The organism is Aeromicrobium sp. P2_G6, assembly GCF_056403535.1.
The window spans coordinates 675,893-693,150 of sequence record NZ_JBFUFH010000001.1; the positions used below are offsets into that span (position 1 = coordinate 675,893).

13 protein-coding genes, 1 tRNA gene, 1 other RNA gene and 1 pseudogene are annotated in these 17,258 nt (G+C 69.2%); 7 read left to right on the forward strand and 9 right to left on the reverse strand.

Annotated features, from left to right (window positions below; genetic code table 11):
- Positions 1-123: 123 nt before the first annotated feature.
- The 5 genes and pseudogenes from AC1DVU_RS03295 to AC1DVU_RS03315 all read right to left on the reverse strand — a co-directional run.
- Positions 124-1,146 carry an aspartate-semialdehyde dehydrogenase gene (locus AC1DVU_RS03295; protein WP_476920995.1) on the reverse strand — a complete coding sequence of 341 codons (1,023 nt, stop codon included), beginning with the start codon at positions 1,144-1,146 and terminating at the stop codon, positions 124-126.
- Positions 1,143-2,423, reverse strand: coding sequence for an aspartate kinase (locus AC1DVU_RS03300; RefSeq protein WP_476920996.1), 1,281 nt, complete (start codon positions 2,421-2,423; stop codon positions 1,143-1,145). Before AC1DVU_RS03300 ends, AC1DVU_RS03295 begins: the two co-directional genes overlap by 4 nt.
- A gap of 198 nt (positions 2,424-2,621) precedes the next feature.
- Complete coding sequence (gene recR / locus AC1DVU_RS03305; RefSeq protein ID WP_476920997.1) at positions 2,622-3,239, reverse strand: recombination mediator RecR; 618 nt, start codon at positions 3,237-3,239, stop codon at positions 2,622-2,624.
- A 6-nt stretch (positions 3,240-3,245) separates the two neighbouring features.
- A complete protein-coding gene (locus AC1DVU_RS03310) occupies positions 3,246-5,972 on the reverse strand; it encodes an aminodeoxychorismate synthase component I (protein WP_476920998.1) in 2,727 nt (908 codons plus the stop codon).
- A gap of 322 nt (positions 5,973-6,294) precedes the next feature.
- Positions 6,295-7,980 (reverse strand): annotated as a pseudogene (locus AC1DVU_RS03315) (DNA polymerase III subunit gamma and tau); the annotation flags it as partial.
- A 137-nt stretch (positions 7,981-8,117) separates the two neighbouring features.
- Between AC1DVU_RS03315 and AC1DVU_RS03320 the strand changes: the two are divergent.
- Complete coding sequence (locus AC1DVU_RS03320; protein WP_476920999.1) at positions 8,118-8,783, forward strand: hypothetical protein; 666 nt, start codon at positions 8,118-8,120, stop codon at positions 8,781-8,783.
- A 36-nt stretch (positions 8,784-8,819) separates the two neighbouring features.
- On the opposite strand, the gene AC1DVU_RS03325 is transcribed toward AC1DVU_RS03320, so the two are convergent.
- Both AC1DVU_RS03325 and AC1DVU_RS03330 read right to left on the reverse strand, forming a co-directional pair.
- Positions 8,820-9,215, reverse strand: a complete 396-nt coding sequence (locus AC1DVU_RS03325) for a VOC family protein (RefSeq protein WP_476921000.1) — start codon at positions 9,213-9,215, stop codon at positions 8,820-8,822.
- Positions 9,212-10,198, reverse strand: coding sequence for an alpha/beta hydrolase (locus tag AC1DVU_RS03330; RefSeq protein WP_476921001.1), 987 nt, complete (start codon positions 10,196-10,198; stop codon positions 9,212-9,214). The genes AC1DVU_RS03325 and AC1DVU_RS03330 overlap by 4 nt, the downstream gene beginning before the upstream one ends.
- A 49-nt stretch (positions 10,199-10,247) precedes the next feature.
- Between AC1DVU_RS03330 and AC1DVU_RS03335 the strand changes: the two genes are divergently transcribed.
- Genes AC1DVU_RS03335 through AC1DVU_RS03345 form a run of 3 tightly spaced genes read left to right on the forward strand, consistent with a single transcriptional unit; the run spans position 10,248 to position 13,964 of the window.
- The gene (locus AC1DVU_RS03335; RefSeq protein ID WP_476921002.1) at positions 10,248-11,594 is read left to right on the forward strand and encodes a threonine/serine exporter family protein; all 1,347 of its coding nucleotides are present in this window, start codon (positions 10,248-10,250) and stop codon (positions 11,592-11,594) included.
- A gap of 53 nt (positions 11,595-11,647) precedes the next feature.
- On the forward strand, positions 11,648-12,826 hold the full coding sequence (locus AC1DVU_RS03340) for an acyl-CoA dehydrogenase family protein (RefSeq protein ID WP_476921003.1): 1,179 nt from the start codon (positions 11,648-11,650) through the stop codon (positions 12,824-12,826).
- Between the two features lies 1 nt (position 12,827).
- Complete coding sequence (locus tag AC1DVU_RS03345) at positions 12,828-13,964, forward strand: acyl-CoA dehydrogenase family protein (RefSeq protein WP_476921004.1); 1,137 nt, start codon at positions 12,828-12,830, stop codon at positions 13,962-13,964.
- A gap of 2 nt (positions 13,965-13,966) precedes the next feature.
- Here the strand turns inward: AC1DVU_RS03345 and AC1DVU_RS03350 are convergent, their stop codons facing one another.
- Positions 13,967-14,644, reverse strand: a complete 678-nt coding sequence (locus AC1DVU_RS03350; protein WP_476921005.1) for a TetR/AcrR family transcriptional regulator — start codon at positions 14,642-14,644, stop codon at positions 13,967-13,969.
- Between the two features lie 99 nt (positions 14,645-14,743).
- On the opposite strand from AC1DVU_RS03350, the gene AC1DVU_RS03355 reads away from it, so the two are divergent.
- Positions 14,744-16,375 (forward strand): MFS transporter, encoded by a 1,632-nt coding sequence (locus tag AC1DVU_RS03355; protein WP_476921006.1) that lies wholly within the window; start codon positions 14,744-14,746, stop codon positions 16,373-16,375.
- 66 nt (positions 16,376-16,441) lie between these two features.
- Here AC1DVU_RS03355 and ffs read toward each other — a convergent pair.
- An RNA gene (ffs, locus tag AC1DVU_RS03360) (signal recognition particle sRNA small type) lies at positions 16,442-16,538 on the reverse strand.
- A gap of 98 nt (positions 16,539-16,636) precedes the next feature.
- Between ffs and AC1DVU_RS03365 the strand changes: the two genes are divergently transcribed.
- Both AC1DVU_RS03365 and AC1DVU_RS03370 read left to right on the forward strand, forming a co-directional pair.
- A complete protein-coding gene (locus tag AC1DVU_RS03365) occupies positions 16,637-17,044 on the forward strand; it encodes a hypothetical protein (RefSeq protein ID WP_476921007.1) in 408 nt (135 codons plus the stop codon).
- 56 nt (positions 17,045-17,100) lie between these two features.
- A tRNA-Ser gene (locus AC1DVU_RS03370) sits at positions 17,101-17,185 on the forward strand.
- Positions 17,186-17,258 lie beyond the last annotated feature (73 nt).

Below are 17,258 nucleotides of genomic sequence, written 5' to 3' on the forward strand. Positions count from 1 at the left end.
AACTGACGATCTCCCAGGACGCCGTGTCCCCACGCAGGTGCAATCAGCAAACCTACGTGGTCGCGGCGACTTGCGTCATAGGAACTGAGGGGCCTGGCCCTCGGTTCCTATGACGCAAGGTGGCTAGACCAGCAGCTCGGCGATCTGGATCGTGTTGAGCGCTGCGCCCTTGCGGAGGTTGTCGCCGCTGACGAACAGCACGAGGCCACGCTCGTCGTCGACGCTCTGGTCCTGGCGGATCCGGCCGACGAGGCTGGGGTCGGTGCCCGCAGCCTGCAACGGCGTCGGGACGTCGACGAGCTTGACGCCCGCCGCCGACGACAGCAGCTCGATCGCCCGCTCAGGGGTGATCGACCGGGCGAACTCGGCATTGATCGACAGCGAGTGACCGGTGAACACCGGAACGCGTACGCACGTGCCGGCGACCTTGAGGTCGGGAATGTGCAGGATCTTGCGGCTCTCGTTGCGGAGCTTCTGCTCCTCGTCGGTCTCGTACGATCCGTCGTCGACGATCGAGCCGGCCATCGGCAGCACGTTGAAGGCGATCGGGGCGACGTACTTGACCGGAGCCGGGAACGTGACGGCGTTGCCGTCGTAGGCCAGCTCGTTGGCCTTGTCGACCACCGCGAGCGCCTGACCGTGCAGCTCCTGGACGCCGGCGATGCCGGAGCCCGAGACGGCCTGGTAGCTGCTGACCACGAGGCGTACGAGCTGGGCCTCGTCGTGCAGCGGCTTGAGGACCGGCATCGCGGCCATCGTCGTGCAGTTGGGGTTGGCGATGATGTTCTGGGTCGCCTTGGCGACGTCCTCGGGGTTGACCTCGCTGACGATGAGCGGGATGTCGGGGTCCTTGCGGAACGCCGAGGAGTTGTCGATGACCATCGCGCCGGCTGCGGCGAAGCGCGGAGCCTGCGCCCGGGAGGTGGTGGCGCCGGCCGAGAACAGGGCGATGTCGAGGCCCGAGGGGTCTGCGGTCTCGGCGTCCTCGATCACGATCTCGCCGCCCTTCCACGGCAGCGTCTTGCCGGCCGAGCGCGACGATGCGAAGAAGCGCACCTCGTCGGCGGGGAAGTTGCGCTCCTCGAGGATGCTGCGCATGGCGACGCCGACCTGCCCGGTCGCGCCGACGATTCCGATGCTGGTCATCGTCCGGTACCTCCGTAGACCACGGCCTCGACCTCATCGGTGCCGAGGTCGAAGGCGGCGTGTGCGGCGTTGACGGCCGCGTCGATCTGGTTCTCGGTCACGACGACGGAGATGCGGATCTCCGAGGTCGAGATCATCTCGATGTTGACCCCGGCGTCGGCCAGAGCGCGGAAGAAGCGCGCCGTGATGCCCGGTGACGAGCGCATGCCGGCGCCGACGATCGACACCTTGCCGACGCTGTCGTCGTACTGCAGCCGCTCGAAGCCGACCTCGTCCTTGAGCCGCGCGAGCGCGGTCATGGCGGTCTGGCCGTCGGCGCGGGGCAGCGTGAACGAGATGTCGGTCAGCGACGTCGTGGCGGCCGAGACGTTCTGCACGATCATGTCGATGTTGATCTGTGCGTCGGCGAGTGCCTGCAGGATCGTGGCGGCCTCGCCGACCTTGTCGGGCACGCCGACGACGGTGATCTTGGCTTCGCTGCGGTCGTGCGCGACGCCGGAAATGATGGCTTGTTCCATGGAGTGCCCCTCTTGGATGACGTCCTCGGTCTTGACGACCCAGGTGCCGGTCTTGTCGGAGAACGACGAACGCACGTGAATCGGCATGTCGTTGCGGCGGGCGTACTCGACGCACCGCAGGTGCAGGATCTTGGCGCCGTTGGCCGCCATCTCGAGCATCTCCTCGTAGGAGATGCGCGGGATCTGGCGGGCGTTGGGCACGATGCGCGGGTCGGCGGTGAAGATGCCGTCGACATCGGTGTAGATCTCGCAGACGTCGGCGTCGAGCGCCGCAGCGAGCGCGACCGCCGTGGTGTCGGAGCCGCCGCGACCCAGCGTGGTGATGTCCTTGGTGGTCTGCGAGACGCCCTGGAAGCCGGCGACGATCGCGACCGCACCCTCAGCGAGGGCGGCCTCGATGCGGCCCGGCGTGACGTCGATGATCTTGGCCTTGCCATGCTCGGCGTCGGTGATGACGCCGGCCTGCGAGCCGGTGAACGACCGGGCCTCCTGGCCGAGCGTGCCGATCGCCATCGCGAGCACGGCCATGCTGATCCGCTCGCCAGCGGTCAGCAGCATGTCGAGCTCGCGGCCCGGGGGCAGCGGCGCGACCTGGTTGGCGAGGTCGATGAGCTCATCGGTCGTGTCGCCCATGGCGGAGACGACGACAACGACGTCGTGACCGGCCTTCTTGGTCGCGACGATGCGCTGGGCGACCCTCTTGATGCTGGTTGCGTCGGCAACCGAGGAGCCGCCGTACTTCTGGACGACAATGCCCACGGTGATTTCCTAGTGCTGGGAAACGTACGGATTGCGCGACGCTGCGCCCGACAAGTCTACCGGTTCGCCGGATGTGCCTGCAGTCGCGATCCTGCCGATGGACAGTGAGAAGCGGTCACGTGCCGATGGCGGCGTTGCCGATCGTCCAAGCTCCTCTGTGCTCGCCTGCTCTCACGACCAGCACGCGACGGGTAGGCGTCACCTGCCGACGGCTCCCGGCGTGGCAACGGAGGTCCGGCCCTCGAATGCGCGGCCGAGGGTCAGCTCATCGGCGTACTCGAGGTCGCCGCCGACGGGCAGGCCACTGGCGAGCTTGCTGACCCGCAGGCCGAGCGGCGTCAGCATGCGGATCAGGTAGGTCGCGGTCGCCTCGCCCTCGAGGTTGGGGTCGGTCGCGATGATGACCTCGGTGACGACGCCGTCCTGCAGCCGCTGGAGGAGCTCCTTGATGCGCAGCTGGTCGGGGCCGATGCCGGCGATCGGCGAGATCGCACCGCCCAGCACGTGATAGCGGCCGCGGAACTCCCGCGTACGTTCGATCGCGACGACGTCCTTGGACTCCTCGACGACGCAGATCACGCTGAGGTCGCGGCGCGGATCGGCGCACACCCGGCACTCGGTGTCGACCGTGACGTTGCCGCAGATCGAGCAGAAGTGGACCTTGGCCTTGACCTCGACGAGCGTCGCGGCGAACCGGCGTACGTCATCGGGATCGGCGTCGAGCAGGTGAAAAGCGATTCGTTGCGCGCTCTTGGGACCGATGCCGGGGAGTTGCCCGAGCTCATCGATCAGATCCTGGATCACGCCGTCATACATATGTCCTCAGCCTAGTCGGCCGAGGAAGGACTGGAGCATCTCGTGGCCGCGCGCCGTGAGGATGGATTCAGGGTGCATCTGCACACCCTCGACCGGGTGGGCGCGGTGGCGTACGCCCATGACGATGCCCGACGCGGTGCGCGCCGTGACCTCGAGCTCCTCGGGGAGCGTCGCGGGGTCGATCACGAGCGAGTGATAGCGGGCGCAGACCAGCGGCGTGCCGAGTCCAGCGAAGACCCCGAGGCCGTCGTGATGGATGAGAGACGGCTTGCCGTGCACGATCTCTGGCGCCCGCACGATCGTCCCGCCGTAGACCTCGCCGATCGCCTGGTGGCCGAGGCACACGCCGAGCGTCGGGGTGATCGGGCCGAGGCGGCGTATCGCCTCGACGCTGATGCCGGCGTCGGACGGCGTGCCGGGACCGGGCGACACGATGAGGTGGGTGAAGTCTCCGCGTTTGCGCGCTGCCACGAGATAGTCGACCGACACCGCGTCGTTGCGCACGACCTCGCTCCGCGCACCGAGCTCGCCGACGTACTGGACGAGGTTGTAGACGAACGAGTCGTAGTTGTCGATGAACAGGACCTTGGCCCCTTCGGTCGCAGAGCTCCCTCCCGGCGCACCGCGCCTGGGGTCCGAGACTGCAGCTTCTGCGGGAGCCATGCGCGACTCCGGTGTGGATTCCGGGTCATCGCCGTCCTGGACCGGGGGGCGCCAGAAGCGCCAGAGCTCGTCGCGAACCCACGCCGTCGTACGCCCGACCGGCCACCCGCCGACACCTTCGCACGCGACGACCGGCACGACGCCCCGCAGCGAGTTGCTGACGAAGACCTCGGTCGCCGTCGACAGGTCCTCGACCGTCAACCGGCGCTGGAACACCGGGACGGTTCCTTCGCGCAGGATCTCGATGACGCGGGCGCGCGCCGTGCCGGGCAGGATGCGCCCGTCGGTCGGAGGCGTGTGCACCCCGTCGTCGTGGACCACGAAGATGTTGGCGCGGGCGGTCTCGAGGATCGCGCCGTCCTCGGCGAACAGCAGCAGGTCGCGGTCCGGGGCGTGCTCGAAGGACAGGGCTCGCCGGTCGCTCCACTTGTGCTGGCCGAAGCCGCCCTCGATCGTCCTCGGCGTCAGGGTCCAGGCGTCGGCATCGTCGTCGATGACCCGGCTGCTCATCGAGACCGCAACTCCGTGGTCGCTCGGCACCGCGTCGATGCGCATCCGCTGACGACCACGCAGACTCGCCGCCCGGCGCAGCACGGCGTCCTCGAGGCCGGCACGGATCGTGTCGCCGTAGATCGCTCGAACACTGGCGTCGAGGCGCGCGAGGTGCGCTTCGAGGTCAGCAACATGGCCGTCCTCGACGAGCAAGGTGTCGTAGATGCCCATCGACTCGTCGACAGTCGGCGGGTGCTCGGGAACGCCCGGCAGTCGCGGCTCGTCGAGGTCGGGGGTGTCGGCGGTGAGCTCGAGCACGCCACCGATCGCGTCGATCAGTGGTCGCGCCTTGACCAGGCACTCGGCGTACTCCCCGTCGGGAGTCGAGTCAGCCACGATGCCTCCACCGACGCCGAGCCACACGCGATCACCGGCGAACTCGAACGTCCGGATCACGACGTTGAGCTCGAGGCCCGCCGCCGGACTGACATGGCCGATCGCGCCGGTGTAGGCCTCCCGCCCGGTGGCCTCGAGCGTGTTGATGATCTCCATCGCGCGCACCTTGGGCGCGCCGGTGACCGAGCCGGGCGGGAACGTCGCCCGCAGCAGCTCCGAGTCGCGTACGCCACGGGCGACGTGGCCGACGACGTCGGACACGAGGTGCCAGACCGCGTGGCGCTCGGCGCGGGTGATCGCTGGCACGCGTACGGATCCGGGCACGCTGACGCGGCCGAGGTCGTTGCGCATCAGGTCGACGATCATGATGTTCTCGGCGCGATTCTTGGCCGAGGCGACGAGCTCGTCGGGATCGGTGTCCAGCGACGCCGTGCCCTTGATCGGTGAGCTCAGGACCTCGTCGCCCGTGCGCCGCAGGAACAGCTCCGGCGACAGGCTCGCGAGTGCGCCCTCAGGGCTCGAGACGAACGCGGCGTAAGCCGGTCGCAGCCGCTCGACGCCGGCGCAGAAGACATCCAGCGGGTCACCGCCGAACGGCGCCTCGAGCCGGGTGCAGAGATTGGCCTGGAAGATGTCGCCTGCCGCGATGTGCTCCAGCACGGTGCTGAGGGCGGCGCGGTGCGCGTCGGGTGTCGGCGTCATCTCGAACGTGCCGACCTCGTACGCCTGGGGGTCCGGCGAGCCGGTCCGGAGCGTCGCGATGATCGTGGCGTCGCGCTCCTCGTCGGCGCGCAGCGACTCCAGCCACCAGGTGCCGTCGGTGCGCCGCAGGACATGGTTGTAGAACGCGATGCGGTGATCCGGCTGCGGGATCGGGCGCCGCGGGGCATCCGGCAGCTCCTCGACGAGCCGGCCGAGCTGGTAGCCCCACGCGCCGATCCAGCCGCCGCCGAATCCGCCGACGTCGGACGGCAGTGGGTCGAGGTCGATGCCGGTGAACGGGTCGCCGTCGAGCACCGCGACCGGGTCGAACGCGATCAGCGCCTCGCCGTGGTGCCAGGCGCCGAGCAGCGCCACGAGCCGGTCGCGGCCGCGGAACAGCCGGAGGACGTCGAGCGGATCGAGGTCGAGGTCGAGACGCGTGCGGCCGAGGCCGTGGTCAGTCGGTGCGGGACTCGTCAATGACCTGTGCCCCCAGCTCCCGAGTCAGAAGGTCCTCAGGATCGATGTCCTCCTGCTCCACGACGGGATCGTCGCGGGTGGCGGTGGCATCGGGATCCTCGCGGGTCTCCGGGGTGGCGGGTTCGCGCAGCGCCTCACGTACGGACTCAGGTGCTCCCACACCCTTGCGTGGCGCAGCCGGGCTCGGATCGGCCGACGCCGGCTCGTCGGAGTCGGTCGCACCGGGTCGCGCACTCGGGTCGACGATGGCCTCGATCTTCCAGGTGACCCCGAGCACGGCGTGGAGTGCCTGCTGGACGTACTCCTCGGAGCGGCTGTTGATGAACGAGTCGCGGGCGCCGGCGTTGACCAGGGCGATCGTCAGGGTCGACCCGTCGAGGCCGGTGACCTGGGCGTTCTGGCTGAGCATGACCCACGCGAAGCGCCGCAGGTCGCGGATCTTGTCGAGGATCTCCGGCCACAGCCGGCGTACGTCCGCGATCGTGAGGTTGCCCGTCACCGGCGGAGCCTGCTCGGCCTGCGGTGGTTGAGGTGCGGAGCGAAGCGGAGCCTGCTCGGCCTGCGGTGGTTGAGGTGCGGAGCGAAGCGGAGCCTCGAAACCACCCGGATCGGCCTCTGGTGGTTTCGAGTCTTCGGCCGCGGGCGGCCTCTGCACCTCAACCACCGGGGGTTCGGGTTCGGCGACCGGGGCAGGCTGCTCGGCGACCGGCTCTGCGACCGGCGCCGGTTTGGCCTCAACCGGCGGAGCCACCGGGGGCCGGGTCGCGACAGAAGCCGGGGCGGTGCCGCCGTCGATCGACAGGCGACGCTCGAGCCGGTCGAGCCGGGCCTGGAACCCCTGCGTCGAGTTGTCGGACCCGGGCACCAGGATCCGCGCGCACATCAGCTCGAGCAGCAGCCGCGGCGCCGTGGCACCACGGAACTCGATCAGGGCCGCGTTGACGATGTCGGCGGCACGGGTCAGCTCCGACGGGCCGAAGTTGCTGGCCTGGCTGAGCAACCGCTCGGCGCGGTCGCCGGGGACGTCGAGCAAGCCCTTCGACAGCGCGTCGGGCACCGCGGCCACGATGACGAGGTCGCGCAACCGCTGGAGGAGGTCCTCGGCGAAGCGGCGCGGGTCTTGCCCCGACTCGATGACCTTGTCGACGACGCCGAACACCGTCGAGCCGTCGCTCGCCGCGAACGCGTCGATCGCCTCGTCGAGCAGGGAGTCAGGCGTGTAGCCGAGCAGCTGCACCGCGAGGTCGTAGGTCACGCCCTCCGGCCCCGCGCCGCCGAGCAGCTGGTCGAGGACGCTGAGCGTGTCACGGACCGAGCCCTGCCCCGCACGTACGACGAGCGGCAGCGCACTCGGCTCGAGCGTGACGTGCTCGGCCTCGCAGAGCTGGAGCAGGTAGTCGCCGAGGGTCTTGGGCGGCACCAGCCGGAACGGGTAGTGGTGCGTGCGCGACCGGATCGTGCCGATGACCTTGTCGGGCTCGGTCGTCGCGAAGATGAAGCGGAGGTGCGGTGGCGGTTCCTCGACGAGCTTGAGCAGCGCGTTGAAGCCCTGCGGCGAGACCATGTGCGCCTCGTCGATGATGTAGACCTTGTAGCGGCTGCTGACCGGTGCGAAGAACGCCCGCTCGCGCAGGTCACGCGCATCGTCGACGCCACCGTGGCTGGCTGCGTCGATCTCGATGACGTCGATGCTGCCGGGCCCGCCGCGGGCCAGGTCGCGGCAGCTCTGGCACTCGCCGCACGGGTCGGCGATCGGGGCCTTCTCGCAGTTGAGCGCCCTGGCGAGGATGCGGGCGCTGGTCGTCTTGCCGCAGCCTCGCGGGCCGGAGAACAGGTAGGCGTGATTGACCCGGTTGGCGGCCAGCGCGTGGCGCAGCGGCTCGGTCACGTGCTCCTGCCCGATCACCTCGGCAAACGTCTCCGGCCGGTAGCGGCGATAAAGGGCAAGGGGGGCATCCACGTCCTGAACTCTATAGACCCCGTCCGACGCTGACGAGGCCGTCGCCACCTCAGGTCGCCATCGGCGGGAAATCTTCCCGACCGACCCGGAAGTTCTCCTCGGACGGTCGGGAATCTTCCTCTGTTCCCGGGACTGCGGCCGGTTGGAACGTTGCTGGCAACAGCCATCACCGAAGGGATCTCACCATGACCAACATCTCTCGCACCACCGATCGCCGCGTCCACCCGATCCCGCTGGCCACGTGGGGTGTGGCGCTGTTGCTGCCGATCGGGCCCGCAGCGATCGCCGTGCTCAGACTGCTTCTCCCGTACTACACCGAGAGTGACTCGGCCGGCATGGTCGCCGCGGTTGACGCGCACCCGGGACGGCAGAGCGCCGTGCTCTGGCTGGCGTACATCGGCATCCTCACGCTCGTGCCCGGGCTCTTCGCCGCCGCCCGAGTCTGCCGCGACGCGTCCCCGCGTCTGACGACCTGGGCACTGGCGCTCAGCGTGCCCGGCTACCTGTCGCTCGGCATGTTGGTGGGTGGGGACCACCTGCTCTGGAGCGCATCAGACGCCGGCCTGTCCCGAGCCGATGCCGTCGCGGTGGTCGATGCGGGTCACCCGTCGATCGACGTCGCCATCGGGGTATTCGTCCTGGGTCACGTGATCGGCACGGTGCTCCTCGGGCTGGCGCTCCTGCGGTCCGGCCGGATCCCGGCCTGGGCAGGTTGGGCGATCGCCGTGTCGCAGCCGCTGCACTTCATCGCCACCGTGATCCTCGGCAGTCCACAGGTCGACTTCGTCGCCTGGAGCCTCACGGCCCTGGGGATGGCCGTCGTCGCCCGCGAGGTGCTGAAGCACGGCTGAGCGGTGACCGTTTGCGGCCCGGGCGCGGTACGACCGTCAGCGACCGGGTCGCGTCGGTGCCATGACCTCGACCCGGTTGTCGTTGCCATCTGCCGTGTGGAATCGCTCGAACCCGGCCAACGTCGAACGTTCGGACCAGTCGACCTCGAAGCCCGCGGCGTGCAGATCGTCGGCCCGCTGCTCGAGCTCTTTGGTCGAGTCGAGGACGAGCGCCGGATGTGCCTTGCGTGCTGGTACGAACTCCTGCTCGACGCCGACATGGATCTCAGCCGTCGTCTCGTCTCCGGTCGTCGAACGGAACCAACAGCCGCCGCGGTCGGCGAGGTTGGCCGGCTTGTCGACCTCCGTCATACCGAGGCCGTCGGCATAGAACCGGCGCGCGGCGTCCTCCCCACCCGGCGGGCAGGCGACCTGGACGTGGTGGACTCTCACCGGTTGACGAGCTCCTTGACCCGCAGCCAGTTGTCGACCGCGTCGTACGCGGCTCTGCGGGGCTCCTCCAGCGAGATGAACACGTCGTGCTTCGCGCCCTCGATCGGCATCACCGTGACCTGATCACCGAAGCAACCTGCCCACCGGGCGATCTGCTTGACGTCGAGCACGGCATCGGCCGTGGCGACATCGTCGTTGTAGCGCCGCGCGAAACGGCTGCGGGCCGAGCGGAGCACCAACGAGGGCACCCCGATGTCGAGGCCCTTGTGCAGGGCGGCGTGGCCGCGCCGGATCGCGGTCAGCCAGCCGTACGAGACGGGGAACCCTTCGAGCGGCTTGAACGCGGTGTTGAAGTCCCACTCGCCGTTGGCGCTGACGTGCAGGCTGCTGCCGTACGCATTCGTGTGCGGCAGCTTGATGATCGACTTGGGCTTGAGCCGCGCGACCGTCGCGATCGCCGTGGTGCCGACCGTACGCATCCAGGGTGCGCCCTGCAGGTCGAGCCACGGGCTGTTGAACACCGCACCGACGATCCCGGCGCCCTTGGTCCCGCCGGGCTGTTTGTTGAGCCGGTCGAGCCACAGCGCCATGATCAGGCCGCCGGTCGAGTGGGCCGACAGCAGGACGGGCTTGTCGCCGGTCTCGGCGCGAATGATCGCGAGCGACTCGTCGAGCTCGACGTCGTACAGCGCAAGGTCCGAGACGTAGTGGCCCGTCTGCCCCTCACGGCGAGAGCGCCCGCACTTGCGCAGGTCAAGGGCGTAGAACGCGAACCCGCGCTCGGCGAAGAACTCGGCGAGCTCACGCTGGAAGAAGTAGTCGCTGAACCCGTGCACATAGAGGACCGCGGCCTCGTACGTCTCGCCGGGCACCCGTCGGACGAGAGTCGCCTCGACCTCGCCCTCACCGTCGGGATCAGCACCGAGCGGGATCGTGTGCTGCTCATATCCCTCACCCAGCTCGTCCGGGATCCACTCCGTCATTCGGCACTCCTCGTTTGGACAGGGACGTCGGGTCCAACAGTATGGGACGGTGACCGAGACACGTGAGATCCAGCGCACGCTCGACCTCGCCCTGCGGGTGGGCGACATGCTCTTGGCCAATGGCGCCGGCGCCGCCGACGTCACGGCGACGATGTCGTCGATCGCGCATCATCTGGGCCTTCGGCAGGCCCTCGTCGACGTGACGTTCACGACGGTGCACATGAGTTATCAGGCCTCGCCCGACGATCCGCCCGTCGCGGCGACCCGGCACGTCAAGCAGCGCGAGACCGACTTCGACGACCTCACCCGGGCCGACCACCTCGTCAGGGACCTGCTGTCGGACGAGATCGACGCCGAGGAGGCCCGCATCCGGCTGGCCCAGATCGCCTCGACGGGCCACCGCACGCCGCGCTGGGCCGTGACGCTCGGCTGGGGTGCCATCGGTGCCGGCATCGCGATGCTGATCGGCGGCGACTGGATCGTCACCCTGATCGCTGCGCTCGCGGCGATCGGGCTCGAGATCCTGCAGCGCTACCTGACCCGCCTCCGGCTGCCGTTCTTCTACGCGCAGGTCGCCGGCGGGCTGTTCGCGTCCCTGCTCGCGGTCGGCGTGTCGGCGGTACATCCTGCGACGGATCCGTCGCTCGTCATCACCGCCAGCATCGTCATGCTGCTGGCCGGGCTCGGCTTCATCGGCGCGATCCAGGACGCGTTGACGGACTTCTACCTCACGGCCGGCGCCCGCATCCTCGAGGTCATGATCTCGACGGCCGGCGTGATCGCCGGGGTCAGTGGTGGCCTCACGGTCGGCCGGTTGATGGGCGTCGACATCGCCCTCGATCCCGGCGTCTCCGGCCTCTCGCAGTTCCCCCTCGTCATCGGGGGCGCCGCGCTGAGCGCGGGAGCCTTCGCCTTCGCGGCGTACGCCCCGAGCCGCGTCCTGCTGCCCATCGCGGCGATCGCCGGCGCGGCCGCCGGGATCAACCTGCTGCTCGCCGAGAACGAGCTGGGGCGAGCCTGGCCCGCCGCGATCGCCGCGATCTTCATCGGCCTGGTGAGCTACACCGTTGCGGGCCGGGCACAGGTACCGCCGCTCGTGATCGTCGTGTCGGGCATCGTCCCGCTGCTGCCTGGCCTCTCGATCTATCGCGGGCTGTCGCTGCTCGGCGCCGACGACTACTCCGGCATCCTCCAGATGATCACGGCCGCCGCGATCGCGATCTCGCTCGCCGCGGGCGTGATCCTCGGCGAGTACGTCGCCCAGCCGCTGCGGCGCGAGGCCCGGCGACTCGAGCACCGCCTGGCCGGTCCGCGACTCGTCGGCCCGCTGCGCGCCCGGACAGTGCGCAAGGCGGCCAAGGCGACGAAACATGCACTCGATGTGAATAAAGTTTGAAAAAACACTAGACTCGCCGTGCGCCGCGTGGCGCGATCGCCGAGGAGTCGTACATGAAACTTCAGCTGTCAGCAGAGGACGCAGCCTTCCGCGAGGAGATGCACACGTTCTTCACGACGCAGATCCCGCAGCACATCCGCGACACGGTTGCCGCTCGACGCGAGCTCACCAAGGAGCAGATCGTCGAGTCGGTGCAGGCCATGAACGCCGCCGGGATCGCCGTGCCCAACTGGCCCGTCGAGTGGGGTGGCAAGGACTGGACCCCGCTGCAGCGCCACATCTGGCACGAGGAGATGCAGCTCGCGAACGTACCCGCGCCACTGCCGTTCAACGCCTCGATGGTCGGTCCGGTCATCGCCGCGTTCGGCTCGCAGGAGATCAAGGAACGCTTCCTGCCCAAGACCGCCAACCTCGACATCTGGTGGTCGCAGGGGTTCTCCGAGCCTGACTCCGGCTCCGACCTCGCCTCACTGCGCACGACCGCCGTGCGGGACGGCGACGACTACATCGTCAACGGCCAGAAGACCTGGACGACGCTCGGCCAGTACGGCGACTGGATCTTCACGCTGGTCCGCACGGACCCCACCGTCAAGAAGCAGGCCGGCATCTCGTTCCTGCTGATCGACATGACCTCGCCGGGCGTCACGGTGCGCCCGATCGAGCTCATCGACGGTGGCCACGAGGTCAACGAGGTCTGGTTCGAGGACGTACGCGTGCCCGCCGAGAACCTCGTCGGCGAGGAGAACAAGGGCTGGGACTACGCCAAGTTCCTCCTCGGCAACGAGCGCGTCGGCGTCGCACCGGTCGGTTCGACCAAGCGCACGCTGTCGCAGGCCAAGGAGTACGCCAAGACGGCCGGCCCGGGCGGCACCTCGCTGCTCGACGACCCGCTCGTCGCGGCGCAGATCGCCGACCTCGAGAACGAGCTGCTGGCCCTGGAGCTGACGGCGCTTCGAGTCGTCGCCAACTCGTCCGACGGCAAGCCGCACCCCGCGTCGTCGGTCCTCAAGCTGCGCGGCACGGAGCTGCAGCAGGCCGTCACCGAGCTGTTCGTCGACCTCGCTGGCCCGTTGGCGCTGGCCTCGGGTGCGGGCGAAGGGTCGGACGTCCCTGACTGGGCACGGGTCACGACGCCCAACTACCTCAACTTCCGCAAGGCGTCGATCTACGGCGGCTCCAACGAGGTGCAGCGACAGATCATCGCCGGCACGATCCTGGGATTGAAGGGCTGACATGGACTTCCAACTGGACTCCGAACAAGAGGCCCTGCGCGACGCGGTCCGCGGGCTGCTCGCCAAGGCGTACGACACGTCCGAGACGCGGCGTGCCGTGACGAAGCAGGACCCGGGCTGGGACGAGAAGACCTGGCAACGCCTCGCCGAGATGGGCATCCTCGGGCTGCCCTTCGCCGAGGAGGACGGCGGCATGGGCGCCGGCCCGGCCGAGGTGTCGATCGTCGCGGAGGAGATCGGGCGGGTCATCGCCCCCGAGCCGTTCGTCGAGGCCGTCGTGCTGGCCGGTGGCCTCGTCGCCGCCGCGGGCACCGCAGAGCAGCGGGCAGAGGTCCTCGGGGCGCTGGCAGAGGGCGCACTCGTGCCGGCCTTCGCGCACACCGAGCCGTCCTCCCGCTATGAGCTCGCGGCATCCGACGTCAAGGCGTCGAGCACGGGCGACGCCTGGACGCTCAGCGGCGTCAAGGAGCCGGTGCTCGGCGGCGCTCGGGCCGACCTGCTCGTCGTCAGCGCGGCCGTCGAGGGTGGCACGGGGCTGTTCCTCGTACGGCCCGAAGCCGACGGCCTCACGCGTACGGGCTATGCCACGTTCGACGGTGGTCGCGCCGCCCGCGTGGCGTTCGACAACACCCCGGCCACCCCGCTGGGCGAGCCCGGCGCCGACCAGTCGGACGTCATCGCCGCGACGGTCGCACGGGCCCAGATCGCGTACGGGCACGAGTCGCTCGGCGCGATGGAGACCGCGCTGCGTACGACGACGGACTACCTCAAGACGCGCAAGCAGTTCGGCGTCCCGCTCATGACATTCCAGGCGCTGACGTTCCGTGCGGCCGACATGTACGTCTCGCTGGAGCTCGCGCGGAGCACGGTCTCATGGGCCACGCTGGTGCTGCTCGACGGCGGCGACGCCACGGAGGCCGCCTCACGAGCCAAGCTGCAGGTCAGCAAGGCGGGCCGGCACATCGGCCAGGAGGCGATCCAGCTGCACGGCGGCATCGGCATGACCGCGGAGTACAGCGTCGGCCACTACATGAGCCGGCTCACCGCGATCGACCACGCCCTCGGCGACGGCCGGCATCATCTCAACCGCCTGGTGTCGACCCTCGAGGGCCACACCGTCGTCGACCCCCTGCCCTGAGGTCAGGCCTGGGTGAGGGTTCTGGCGTCGGCCATGACGCCGGCGACGAAGATGTCGATGCCGTCCGCGTAGTACTCGTCGGAGTTGCCGCACTCGATCATCGCGTCCGCTGCGGCGCGCAGACGGGGATAGCGGTCCTCGGGGAGGGCCTGGATGTGGGCGCGCTTCGCTGCGAGCACATCGTCACGCTCATCGGGCTTGACGCCGAGCTCCGAGCCCGGCTCGCGGCTCACGAGCGTCAGCGAGATCTGCATCGTGTAGTGCGCGACCGCCGCTGACCTGTCGATGTCGAATCCCGCGACGGCGAGCTTGTCGAGGAAGCGCTCGGTCAGGTCCAGGCCGTTCTCGCCGAACATGAGCTGCTGGGCCACGAGTGTCGATGCGCTGGGGTGCGCGCGCATCGCGTCGATCAACGACGTCATCGCTTCGCGGAGGTAGTCCTCGAGCGGGAGCTCCGCGTCGGGCAGCCGGATCTGTGAGACCACGGCATCGCCCACCGCGGCCAGCAGGGCCTCCTTGTTGGCGAAGTGCCAGTAGAGCGCCATCGGCGTGACCCCGAACGCGTCAGCGACCTTGCGGACCGTCAACGCCTCGAGACCGTCGGCGTCGACGATCGCGAGCGCCCGGTCGACCAGAGCATCACGGCTGAGTGAATTCTTCGGGGCGTTCTTCGACTTCATGTTGACAACTGTACGGCATATAGTGTCCTATATCTAGTACATGTACGCCGTATAGTTACTCGGCGCACCAGCCACACCTCCCCACACCAAGGACCTCTCATGACTGACACCGCACTGGCACCCAACACCCCGCCGCCCGACCCCACGACCGCCGACAAGCCCGCCCGCCTGGGCTGGGCCCTGCTGCTCATCTCGGTCGCGCAGCTCGTCGTCGTGCTCGACGCCACGATCGCCACGATCGCCCTGCCGTTCATCGGCTCTGACCTGCACATCGGCTCGGCCAGCCTGGCCTGGGTCGTCACCGGCTACTCGCTCGCGTTCGGTGGCCTGCTGCTCCTCGGCGGCCGGCTCGGCGACATCTATGGCCGCCGCCGGATCTTCATGGCCGGCCTGGCGACGTTCGCCATCGCGTCGCTCCTCGGTGGCCTCGCCACTAACGAGGGCCTGCTCCTGGGTGCTCGCGGTCTGCAGGGCTTCGGCGCCGCACTCGCCTCACCCGCCGCTCTCGCACTGATCGCGACGACGTTCCCGGCCGGCCCGGCGCGCAACCGCGCCTTCGCCGTGTACGCCGCGATGTCCGGCGTCGGTGCCGCAGTCGGCCTGATCCTCGGTGGATGGCTCACCGGCCTCGACAGCGCGTTCGGCATCGAGATGAGCGGCTGGCGCCTGACCTTCCTGATCAACGTGCCGATCGGCCTGATCGCCGCGCTGCTCGCTCCCCGCTTCCTCAAGGAGTCCGAGTCACAGCTGGGCAAGCTCGACATCCCCGGAGCGCTGACCGGCACGCTGGGTCTGCTCGGGATCGTGTTCGGCCTGACCCGCGCCGGCGAAGAGGCACACGGCTGGGGAGACCAGTGGACGCTCGCCTCGCTCGTCAGCGGCATCGCCCTGCTCGTCGCGTTCGCCGTCATCGAGGGCCGCGTCGCCCACCCGCTGCTGCCGATCCGCATCCTGCAGAACCGTACGCGCGCCGCCAGCTTCATCGTCATGATGATCATCCCGGCCGCGATGTTCTCGATGTTCTTCTTCCTGAGCCTGTTCATCCAGCAGGTCGTCGGATTCAGCCCCCTGGAGACCGGATTCGCGTTCCTGCCGTTCTCCTTCGGCGTCATCGCAGGTTCGGCGATCTCGTCCAACCTGGTCAACCGCTACGACGCCCGGTTCGTCGCCGGGACCGGCGCGCTGCTGGGCTCGATCGCCCTGTTCGGCCTCTCGCGACTCGACGTCAACGACTCGGCCAGCAACATCGTGTCGACGCTCGCCTCAGGCGGCCACCTGGGCGGCGACGTGAACTACTGGGCGTCGATCTTCCCGTTCGTCCTGCTGCTCTCGTTCGGCATGGGCCTGGTCTGGGTCCCGATGACCCTGACCGCCGTCCACCACGTACGTGACGAGGACACCGGCATCGGCTCGGGCGTGCTCAACACGATGCAGCAGGTCGGCGGCGCCCTCGGCCTCGCGATCCTCAGCACGGTGTCGCTGCACTTCACCAGCGGCCGGGCCGACGACCTCGGTCCGCAGCTGACCAAGCTGGCAGGCGACAGCATGAGCCCGGACCAGCTGGGCTACGCCAGCTACCTCGGCTCGTTCACCGACGGAGCGACTGCGGCGATCCTGGTCGGCTCGGTCCTGATGCTGATCGGAGCCGTCGTGGCGTTCCTGTTCATCAACGTCAAGCACGACGAGCTGGCCACCTCCGGGCCGGATGGTGTGCCGGTCCACATCGGCTGATCACCGGGGTGGGCGGGGACGGGTGCGTCGGCCTTCGGGCCGGCGCACCCGCCGGCGTTTCTGGGCATGAAGGACCCCTCGCGCACCCGACAGAGGTCACTGACCCTTGCTGCCTTCCGGCCCTGGGGGAGTTGGGTGATGTGTCGCCGCGCGAGGGGCTGTCGTCCATCATACGGAGCGCTCTCGTACGGCCTCAAGTCGGGCGCTCGCTCTCCGAGGCCTCCCGGCCGACAATGTGGAATGACCCCAACAACGCGCAGAGTGATCGCCGTCCTCATCGGGGCGGTCGTCGGTGCGGGGCTGTTCCTCGCCGGCCGACTCACCAGCGACACCGACGACGCCCGAGGGGCCGGCTACTACGCAGGCCTGCGGCAGGGTGAGTCCCGTGGCATCCAGGAGGGTCGCGCGCTCCAGCTCACGGACGCCCTCCCCCAGGACGCGCGTGAAGCCGCCCGCGCTGCCTTCGACACCGGCTATGCCGCCGGCGCGAACGACGTCTTCGGCGGATACGACGGCGGGTGGTATGTCTCGAGGCCTTACGTCATCACCCTCGCCAAGGGCAGCGGACCCATCACGTACGACCTCAGCTCACGCACGATCCTGCACGCCGGCACGGACTACTTCTTGTGCCCGCACGCGCGCACGATCTGCCAGCGACCGCATCGCTGACGCTCGCGGGTGTCCCGATTCGTCGGCAACCGCAGTGGACCGGTAACCTCGTCCGCGGAGGATTCGCATAGTGGCCTAGTGCGCTCGCTTGGAAAGCGGGTTGAGTGAAAGCTCTCAGGGGTTCGAATCCCCTATCCTCCGCCGCTACGCGAGGAGCCCGGCTGACGCCGGGCCCTCGCGTCTTTGCTGGTCGCCTCGAATCTCGAGCCGGCGG